This is a genomic window from Bartonella sp. AU16XJBT (assembly GCF_028618665.1).
GTDB lineage: Bacteria > Pseudomonadota > Alphaproteobacteria > Rhizobiales > Rhizobiaceae > Bartonella.
Genome location: NZ_JAQITF010000052.1, coordinates 1 through 2673, shown reverse-complemented (window position 1 = coordinate 2673; position 2673 = coordinate 1). Strand labels below are relative to the sequence as shown.

Genomic DNA, 2673 nt, shown 5'->3' with positions numbered 1-2673 from the left:
CTTGCCGGTTGGACAGCAGGTGTCAAACTTTCAGGGGGGATGGTTTCTCTTGATGCCAGTTATTCCAGTATTTTCTGGAGCACAGTCAAACATAAGAAGTCAGGCACATTTTTTATGACATTAGCAATGGAACTTTAAGCGTATTTATTGGGGAGTTAAAGCATGGGACATGAGAAGAGAGAAGAAAGAGCAAAGTTATTAAGCGTTTTAGTTTCTAGTACGATGCTCAAGAAGGTTTTATTTGGGGGGCTTGGTTTTTCTTGTTTGTTAGTCCCTTCAGGATTACAGGCGCAAATTGCCGTTGATGCGAACGCGAGTGCCACCCATCGCCCTGATATTGTGGCAGCGCCCAATGGGGTTCCTTCCATTGATATTGTTACCCCCAACAGCAGCGGTTTATCGCACAATAAATATAATGATTTTAATATTGGCAATGGAGGTGTGATTTGGAACAATCATGCGCAAGAAGTAGGGCAATCGCAATTGGGGGGCATTATGCCGGGCAATCCGCATTTGCGTGTTACCGGTTCAGCGAAGGTTATTTTAAATGAAGTGACCAGCGTCAAGCGCAGTGCGCTTCATGGTCCAGGAGAGGTTTTTGGACGTCCAGCTGATGTGATTATAGCCAATCCCAATGGGATCAGTTGTGATGGTTGTGGGTTTATCAATACACCCCATGCGACCTTAACCACCGGTGTTGCGGAAATTGATGCATCTGGTTTTCTAAAAGGTTTTGTGGTGCGAGGTGGGGATATCACTTTTGGAGCCAAGGGCGCAAATTTTTTCTCAGGAAAAGGGGCGGTTGATATCGTCGATATTGTATCGCGCACAGTGCATTTTGAAGGTCCGGTTGCGGGCAAGGATATTGGGGTTGTTGCTGGAACGGGTCGTTATGACTATGCTTCTCGTGAGATGAAGGAGCTCACCGATATTACTGGTAAGCCAGAATATGCGATAGATGGTTCTGCTTTGGGGGCTCTCCAGGCGGATCAGATTAAACTTGTGGCAACCGAAAAAGGTATTGGGGTTCGCATGCGCCATGATATGGCGGCCAATGCGGGGCAGTTACATCTTTCTGCGGATGGAAAAATCTCCCTACAGAGTGTCTTTGGTCATGGGGGTGTTGTTCTTAAGTCGAAGAGCCAGAGCATCTTGGCAAAACACATCACCTCTAAAAAGCATGTTGATATTGCGGCAAAAAAAGATGTGACGTTAGAAACCGTTGGGGCGGATGGTCATTTTACAGCAGAGGCACAAGAAGGGCTTTTAACCATTGCAGGGCAAGCAACCTCTGGGGGCAATATGAAGCTGTCTTCACGCGAAGCCATCAAAGTCTCTGGGCTAGGGGCAGGGGCTGATATGGCGTTTGAAACGGGCGGTGATCTGACCATTGCTGGCACTGTTTTGTCTGGGGGCAATTTAAAAGCACATGCCGGTGGTGATATCAGGGCGTATCTTTTAGCCGGTGGGGTTGATATGGCAGCAACGGGGGCTGCTGGAAATCTTGTTTTGGGCAGCCATGGGGGTGTTGATCTCCAGAGTAGTCAAGGTGCGATTGTTGCTGAAAGCATTTATGGAGCGGGAGATATCACACTGGTTTCTCATAACGGGCTATCTGTTTCTCAAACAATTCTCTCTCATGATAATGTTGTCATTCATACACAACCTGATGCTGGAGTTCATTTTGGACAACTGATTGCTTATGGCAGGGTAGATATTGATGGTGGAGCGGTTGATTTTTCTTCGTTGATGGCGGGTGGAGATGCTGTTTTAAAGGGTGGCAGCCTTAATGCAGGCACATTGATGACAGGGTTAGATTTTGTTGCCTCTCAGGTGAGCCCTTGGAATCCTACAGGTGCGCTTGTTTTTTATGATAAAGGTTCCCTTTCTATCACGGCACAAAGGGGGATAAAGGTTGGACATATTATCAGTGGTGAAAATATTGACCTTTTTGCTGGCAACGACATTTATTATAATCAGATCATAGGGTACGGTACAGCCGCATTAACATCCGTTTCAGGCGGGATTAGTGTTGAGAATGTGCTGTCTGTTCTGGGGGATATGAGGTTGACAGCACCGAGACTGGATTTAAGCAATAATCGTTCTCATATTTACACGCCGCAAACGCTGTATTTAAAGGGGGATCATATTGATGTCTCGGGGAGTGAATTAACGTATGGCGGTTTGGATTTTAACAGCACCAATGTCCTTGATATTCACCATGCACGGTTGCAAGCTGTGATAGATCAGGGGGGGAGTGGCAATATTCTTTTTGTAGCTCCAGGTGTTCTGGTTGATGAGACAACATCGGTTTTAGCAGCACGAGATTTTGCCATCAAAACAGGGGAGTTGCACAATAGTGGTCAATTGGCAGCGGGGCAGAATTTAGCCTTTAGCGTGACAGGGGATGTGACCAACAGCAAAACGGGCTTAATCTACGTGAAGGGCAATGGTGCTCTCAAAGTTGATGGGGCTTTGTTGAATGATGCTGGTGTCGTTATGGCAGAGAGTGATTTATCTTTTACCAATGCGGCAGGCAGCGGAAAGAGCCTTTCCCTTGTCAATAAAGCGGGTTTAATTCAGGTAGGGGGAAACTTAAATATTCAAACAAAAAACTTGCAAAATGAAGCCGATAGTACGCCTAAAATAGAGGAAAAAAAGGAATATAACGAT

The 2673-nt window shown here is 46.1% G+C and carries 1 protein-coding gene; it reads left to right on the top strand.

The features are described from left to right. Positions 1 to 162: 162 nt before the first annotated feature. A partial coding sequence (locus PVV66_RS09355) for a filamentous hemagglutinin N-terminal domain-containing protein (RefSeq protein ID WP_273761000.1) occupies positions 163 to 2673 on the top strand: 2511 nt, incomplete at its 3' end.